The sequence below is a fragment of the Ancylobacter tetraedralis genome, from assembly GCF_014195655.1.
In the GTDB taxonomy this organism is placed as follows: Bacteria; Pseudomonadota; Alphaproteobacteria; order Rhizobiales; family Xanthobacteraceae; genus Ancylobacter; species Ancylobacter tetraedralis.
This window is the reverse complement of the sequence record NZ_JACICD010000001.1, coordinates 1152804-1159711: the sequence shown is the minus strand read 5'-3', so window position 1 is coordinate 1159711 and position 6908 is coordinate 1152804. Positions and strand designations below refer to the sequence as shown.

Annotated in this window: 8 protein-coding genes; all 8 read right to left on the bottom strand. The window is 67.3% G+C overall.

All coding sequences use genetic code 11. The annotated features are described in order from the left end of the window. The coding region (locus tag FHS55_RS05285; protein ID WP_246339821.1) for a hypothetical protein at window positions 1–191 on the bottom strand (191 nt) is incomplete at its 3' end. 209 nt (window positions 192–400) lie between these two features. Next, window positions 401–1546 (bottom strand): RIP metalloprotease RseP, encoded by a 1146-nt coding sequence (rseP, locus tag FHS55_RS05280; protein WP_183188556.1) that lies wholly within the window; start codon window positions 1544–1546, stop codon window positions 401–403. Between the two features lie 130 nt (window positions 1547–1676). Then, the gene (locus FHS55_RS05275; protein WP_183188555.1) at window positions 1677–2498 is read right to left on the bottom strand and encodes a phosphatidate cytidylyltransferase; all 822 of its coding nucleotides are present in this window, start codon (window positions 2496–2498) and stop codon (window positions 1677–1679) included. A gap of 4 nt (window positions 2499–2502) precedes the next feature. After that, window positions 2503–3285 carry an isoprenyl transferase gene (locus FHS55_RS05270; RefSeq protein ID WP_183188554.1) on the bottom strand — a complete coding sequence of 261 codons (783 nt, stop codon included), beginning with the start codon at window positions 3283–3285 and terminating at the stop codon, window positions 2503–2505. A gap of 31 nt (window positions 3286–3316) precedes the next feature. Next, entirely contained in the window at window positions 3317–3880 is a 564-nt protein-coding gene (frr, locus tag FHS55_RS05265; protein WP_183188553.1) for a ribosome recycling factor, read from the bottom strand. Between the two features lie 121 nt (window positions 3881–4001). After that, the gene (pyrH, locus tag FHS55_RS05260; protein ID WP_183188552.1) at window positions 4002–4736 is read right to left on the bottom strand and encodes a UMP kinase; all 735 of its coding nucleotides are present in this window, start codon (window positions 4734–4736) and stop codon (window positions 4002–4004) included. Between the two features lie 112 nt (window positions 4737–4848). Next, window positions 4849–5772 (bottom strand): translation elongation factor Ts, encoded by a 924-nt coding sequence (tsf, locus tag FHS55_RS05255; RefSeq protein ID WP_183188551.1) that lies wholly within the window; start codon window positions 5770–5772, stop codon window positions 4849–4851. A 120-nt stretch (window positions 5773–5892) separates the two neighbouring features. Further along, window positions 5893–6891, bottom strand: coding sequence for a 30S ribosomal protein S2 (locus FHS55_RS05250; protein WP_183188550.1), 999 nt, complete (start codon window positions 6889–6891; stop codon window positions 5893–5895). Between the last annotated feature and the right edge of the window lie 17 nt (window positions 6892–6908).

The following is a 6908-nucleotide window of genomic DNA, read 5'->3' as shown; positions in this document are numbered from 1 at the left end:
ATCTTCGCCGGGGTCAGCGGTTCACCCGGCTTGCTCTGGAAATAGGAGCGGATGGTCTCCGCATCGACGCGACGGTTACCCTCGACCACGATCGAGCTGGCGCTTTGCGCGACGGCACTCACGGGCGCGACGACAACTCCGGCCACCCCAGCGACGGTCAGCATCGCCACCACACCGGCGATCGAAGCCATCTTACTCATAAACCGGAAACTACCAGCCATTTGGCGCGCAACCTTACCGTTGTTCTGACGCCGCGCCGCTTGCGGCCGCAAGCTGGCACGTTCTTCACCCTGCGATCCGCTTGTACAAGCTTTTCCAGAGCCTGCAAACCAAGGCGGTCCGCCCCTCATGCCTTTTCAGGATGGCGTGGCCCATGCGCAACGCCATCCCGCGAACCCACTCAAGATTTTGAGATATTTAGGATATCGTTCCATGTCGCGAACAGCATCAACATCAACACCAACGCCAGACCGATGCGGAACCCGACTTCCTGCGCCCGATCGCTGAGCGGCCGGCCGCGCAGCGCCTCGATGGCGTAGAAGAGCAGATGCCCGCCATCCAGCAACGGTACGGGGAAGAGGTTAAGAAGACCGATCGAAACCGAGAGAACCGCCGCAAGCTGAAGCAGCGCCGCGATTCCGAAGGTCGCCACCTGCCCCGACACCTGCGCGATGCGAATCGGCCCGCCGAGCTGATCGGCCGATTCGCGCCCCGTCACCACGCCACCGAGATAGCTGAAGGTGCGGTCGACGATGAACCACACTTCGCGCGTGGCCATCACGGTCGCATCCACCGGGCCGAATCGCTCAGTGCGCGCATCCGCCCCGCCGCTGGCGCGCGAAATGCCCAACACGCCGATGCGGTGGGTGTTGCCGAAGCTGTCCTTGATCTCGCGCTGGTCCGGCGTCGCGGTCAGCGTCAGCACCTGGCCGGCGCGCTCCACCTCGATGGCGAGCGGGCGATCCGCGCTGGTGCTGACGATGCGCTGCATGTCGCCGAAGGTGTCGACCTTGGTGCCGTCGATCGACACGATGATGTCGTTGGGCGCGAACCCGGCCCGCTCCGCCGCGCTGCCCGCCTGCACGGTATCGACCTGCGGCGTCGTCACCGGGCGGCCGACCACCATGAACAGCCCGGCGAAAATGACGATCGCCAGAATGAAATTGGCGATCGGGCCGGCGGCCACGATGGCGGCGCGGGCCCCGACCGACTTGTGGAAGAAGCTACCCCGCCGGTCCGTGTCGCTCATGCGCGCCAGCGCGCCGCGATCGGGCGTCGAGGCGGCATTGTCGTCACCGAGAAACTTCACGTAGCCGCCGAGCGGAATGGCGGAAATCTTCCAGCGGGTACCGTGCCGGTCGTTGAACCCGATCAGCTCCGGGCCGAAGCCGATGGAGAAGGCGACGATCGAGACCCCCGCGCGGCGGGCCACCCAGAAATGGCCCAGCTCATGGAAGAACACCACGATGGTCAGCACGAACAGGAACGGGACGACATAGCCGAGGAGCCAGCTCGCATTGCCGCCCATCGAGGCGAGTATTTCCATCACAAGGTTTCCCACATAGCCGGCGACGAGTTCGTGTCGTCTTTTCCTGCCAAAGGTTTACGGCGAAGTTGGGCGAAAGTCCGCCCGGTCCCATGCATATTTGGCCGCGATCCCGGTCCGCTCGGCGCCGTCACCACAGAAGCAGGCCGAGCGCGGGGGCGTCGGGATCGCGGACGAGCCCGACCAGCAGCGCGAACAGCGCGGCCGTGATCAGGCCGTCCAGCCGGTCCATAAGGCCACCATGGCCGGGAATGAGCGAGCCGGAATCCTTCACGCCGAAGCGACGCTTCATCGACGATTCGAACAGGTCGCCCAGCTGGCTCACCGCACTGGCGAGCAGCGCCACCGGGGCGGCGAGCAGCACGGAGGGAAGGCCCGCGAGATAGATGGTGAACATGCCGGCCAGCGTGCCGAACAAGGCGCCGCCGAGCGCGCCGGACCACGTCTTGTTCGGGCTGACACGCGGCCAGAGCTTGGGCCCGCGAAGCAGACGCCCGCAGAAATAGGCGGCGATGTCCGTGCTCCACACCACGGCCAGCAGCCAGATCAGGGTGACGAGCCCGACATGCGTATCCGCCCGCAGAATCAGCGCCGGCAACGCAAGCGCGGCCGCGTAGAACAGGCCGCCGGTCGCCCAGGGCCGCAATTGCCGCCCCCCGCGGGCCACCAGCGCCATCAGCACCATGCCCACCAGCACGACCGCGGCCGCGGCCGAGACGGGGCGGATCACCAGCATGAGGGACGCGAGCACCAGCGCCGCGCCGCCGATCGCGACCAGCGCCGCCTTGGGCCGGGCGGAGATGATGCCCAGCCATTCCCACAGCACGATGAGCGACGTGGCGACGACCAGCGCCATATACGGCCAACTGCCCCACCAGCACAGGAACAGCACCAGCGGGGCCAGAGCCACCGCCGATCCCAGGCGCGGGAGGAAATCGGCACCGATCCGCAACGGCTCAACACCCGTCCGGTTCGATGCCGCCGAAACGCCGCTCGCGGCGGCTGTATTCGGACAGAGCCTTCTCGAACCAGGAGCGGTCGAAATCAGGCCAGTGCACCGGCAGGAACACGAGTTCGGCATAGGCCGCCTGCCAGAGCAGGAAATTCGACAGCCGTTGCTCGCCGCTGGTGCGGATGACAAGGTCGAGCGGCGGCAGATCCGCCGTGTCGAGGCGCTCGGCGATGCGCTCGGGCGTGATATCGTCGGGCGTCAGCCGGCCCTGCGCCACATCGCGGGCGAGGCCCTGCACCGCGCGGGCAATCTCGTTGCGCGAGCCATAGTTGAAGGCCACGGTGAGGCGAAGCCCGGTATTGCCGCGGGTGATGACCTCGGTCTCCCGCAGCATCGTCTCGATCTCGGAATCGCCGGGGTGCCCTTCGCCGATGATGCGCACGCGCACATTATTGGCGTGCAGGTCCCGAAGGTCCGAGCGGATGAAGCGCTTGAGCAGCCCCATGAGCTCACTCACCTCGGCAAGCGGGCGCGACCAGTTCTCGCTGGAGAAGCTGTAGATCGTCACCGCCTCGATGCCGAGCTCGCGGGCGGCGCTGACCGTGCGGCGCACCGCCTCGACACCGCGCCGATGCCCCTCGAAGCGAGGCAAACCGTGCGCCTTCGCCCAGCGGCCATTGCCGTCCATGATGATGGCGACGTGCCGCGGCAGGGCGCTGCCGGCAACCGACACCGCTGCGGACTCACGTTCATTGGGAGTGCCACCCGGCACCCCGATCTTCGCCATGTTCACGGAGGATCCCTCTCGCACCCGCGAGCTAGACGGCCAGAATTTCCTTTTCCTTGGACGCGAGGACCTGGTCGATCTCGGTGATGGACTGGTCCGTCGCCTTTTGCACCTGATCGGCCAGGCGGTCGAGGTCGTCCTTGCTGACCTCGGCGTCCTTCTCCGCCTTCTTGAGCGAATCCAGCCCATCGCGGCGCACATGACGCACCGAGACGCGGCAGGCCTCGGCATATTTGTGCGCGACCTTCACCAGCTCCTGCCGGCGGTCCTGGGTCAGCTCGGGGATGCGCACGCGCAGCACCTGCCCCTCGGTCTGCGGGTTCAGGCCGAGATTGGAATCGCGGATCGCCTTTTCCACCGCCGCCACCATGCCGCGATCCCACACCTGCACCGAGAGCAGGCGCGGTTCCGGCACGTTGACCGATGCGACCTGGTTGAGCGGCATGTGGCTGCCATAGGCATCCACCTGCAGCGGCTCCAGCAGGCTCGCCGAGGCCCGCCCGGTGCGCAGACCCGACAGCTCCTGCTTGAGGACGCCAATGGCGCCCTGCATGCGACGCTTGAGATCGGCAATATCGACCGGCGCAGAACTCATGGCGAACCTCTTCTCTTGATCTCGCAACACCAAGACCGGCTCCCGCAAGCCGGCATCGGCTATATCGACTCTATCCCAGCCCGAGGCAAACACTTTCGGGCGCGGGTACACCGCTCGATGGCTAGGGAGCCACAGTGGTGGCGCGCCCCTGGCCGCGGACCGCCGCCGCGATGGCGCCGGGCTCGCGGATGGAGAACACCACGATCGGCAGCTTCGCCTCGCGCGCCAGCGCGAAGGCGGCCGCGTCCATCACCTTGAGGTCCTTGGCCAGCGCCTCATCATGGGTCAGCCGCTCATAGCGACGGGCGGTGGGATCGGTCTTGGGATCGGCGGTGTAGACCCCGTCCACATTGGTCGCCTTCAGCACCGCGTCGCATTCCAGCTCGGCAGCGCGCAGCACGGCGCCGGTATCGGTGGTGAAGAAGGGGTTGCCGGTGCCGCCCGCGAGCAGCACGATTCGCCCGCGCTCGAGATGGCGCGAGGCGGTCTGGCGGGCATAGGGCTCGCAGATGGTCGGCATTGGAATGGCGGAGAGCGTGCGCGCCGGGCTGCCGGCCTGTTCCAGCGCCTTCTCCAGCGCCAGCGCGTTCATGACGGTCGCCAGCATACCCATGTGGTCGGCGGTGGCGCGGTCGAGCCCCTGCCCCGCCACGCTCGCCCCGCGCAGGATGTTGCCGCCGCCCACCACGACCGCCACCTCGGCGCCGGTGCCGCGGGCCTCGACCAGATCCTGCGCGATGCGCTCGATGGTCGGCCAGTGCAGGCCGAAGGCCTCGCCTCCCATCAGCGCCTCGCCCGAGACCTTCACCAGCACGCGGGCATAAGCCGGTTTGACGGGTTCAGTTGCGGTCGACATGGGGCACCTCGCAGATTCGCGCGACGTGGGTCGCGCACATACTAAAACACGCCGGATCGCCCTTGGGCGCTCCGGCGTGCAATTGTCAACGGCTCGTGCCGAACACGGGCGATCAGACGCCGGCAGCGGCGGCGACTTCGGCGGCGAAGTCGCTTTCCTGCTTCTCGACGCCCTCGCCGAGGCCGAAGCGGACGAACGCCACCAGCTTGACCGGCGCGCCGATCTTGCCTTCGCTTTCCTTCACCGCCTGCGCCACCGTCTTGGACGGGTCGTGGATGAAGGCCTGCTCCAGCAGCGTGACTTCCTTGTAGAAGGTCTTCAGGCCGCTTTCGACGATCTTCTCGACCACGTTATCCGGCTTGCCGGACGCCTTGGCCTTCTCGGCCAGCACGCCCTTCTCGCGGGCGACCACGTCGGCGGGGATGCTGGAGGCATCCAGCGCCTGCGGGTTGGCGGCCGCCACATGCATGGCGATCTGCCGGCCGAGCGCGGCCAGTTCGTCCGCCTTGCCTTCCGACTGCAGCGCCACCAGCACGCCGATCTTGCCGAGGCCCTCGCCCACCGAACCGTGGATGTAGGAGCCGACCACGCCCGGCGCCACGTCCAGGACGGCGGCGCGGCGCAGGTTCATGTTCTCGCCGATGGTGGCGATGGCGGTGGAGATGGCGTTCTCGACGGTTCCGCCGGTGGCGAATTCAGCCGCCTTGATCGCCTCGACATCCGCACCCGCGGTGAGCGCGACGGTGGCGATGCCGCGGACCAGCTGCTGGAACTGCTCGTTGCGGGCAACGAAGTCGGTCTCGGAATTCACCTCGACCAGCACGCCCTTGCCGCCCTGCACGGCCAGGCCGATGAGGCCCTCGGCGGCGACGCGGCCAGCCTTCTTGGCGGCCTTGGCGAGGCCCTTCTTGCGCAGCCAGTCGATGGCGGCTTCGACGTCGCCGTCCACCTCGTTCAGCGCGGCCTTGCAATCCATCATGCCGGCGCCGGTCTTCTCGCGCAGATCCTTCACCAGGGCAGCGGTGATGTTGGCCATGTTCGATCCCTCAAACGATCCCGAATGTCAGTCGACGACACGGCCGGCCGGAGGGTTCCGGGCCGGCCGTGCGATGCAATGCTTGATGTCACACGGTGACATCCTCGCGAAGGCGAGTGGTCACTCGACCTCGGCGGTCAGTCCCTTGGCCTGCGCGATCCAGCCGTCCACGCGGCCCGGCAGACCCACTTCCTCGCCAAGACGCTGGGCGTCCACGGCGTCGAGGGCGGCCACCTGCGAGAAGTGGAAGAAGCCGAGGTCGGTCAGCTTCTTCTCGATCGCCGGCGACACGCCGGTGAGCTTCTTCAGGTCGTCGGCGATGCCGCGCGGGCCCGAGAGCGGCTCGAAGGTCGACCAAGCGGCTTCCGCCGGCAGTTCCTCGACGAGCGGGGCTTCCATCGCGCCGAGATCGATGCCGACATCGCCCTGGGCGCGGCCGATGCCGTCCAGCGCGGCGCGGGCCACGAGGTCGCAATAGAGGTTGATGGCGCGGCCGGCATCGTCATTGCCGGGAACCGGGAAGGCGATGCCGTCCGGGTCGGAATTGGTGTCGAGGATCGCCGCGACCGGAATGCCCAGGCGACGCGCTTCGGCGACCGCGAGGTCTTCCTTGTTGGTGTCGATCACGAAAAGCAGGTCGGGAATGCCGCCCATGTCGCGGATGCCGCCGAGGGCGCGATCCAGCTTTTCCTTCTCGCGCTGGAGCGTCAGGCGCTCCTTCTTGGTGTAGCCGACGCCCTCGCCCGCGTTGAGCAGCTCTTCCAGCTTCTTCAGGCGCGCGATGGAGTGGGAAATGGTCTTCCAGTTGGTCAGCATGCCGCCGAGCCAGCGGGAGTTGACGTAATACTGGGCCGAGCGCTTGGCCGCATCCGCCACCGCATCCGCCGCCTGGCGCTTGGTGCCGACGAACAGCACGCGGCCGCCGCGGGCCACGGTGTCCGACACCGCCTGCAGCGCGCGATGAAGCGACGGCACGGTCTGCGAGAGGTCGATAATGTGGATGTTGTTGCGCGAGCCGAAGATGAAGGGGGCCATCTTCGGGTTCCAGCGGTGCGACTGGTGACCGAAATGCACGCCAGCTTCCAGCAGCTGGCGCATGGAGAAATCAGGAACTGCCATGGTCGTCTCTCGTCCGG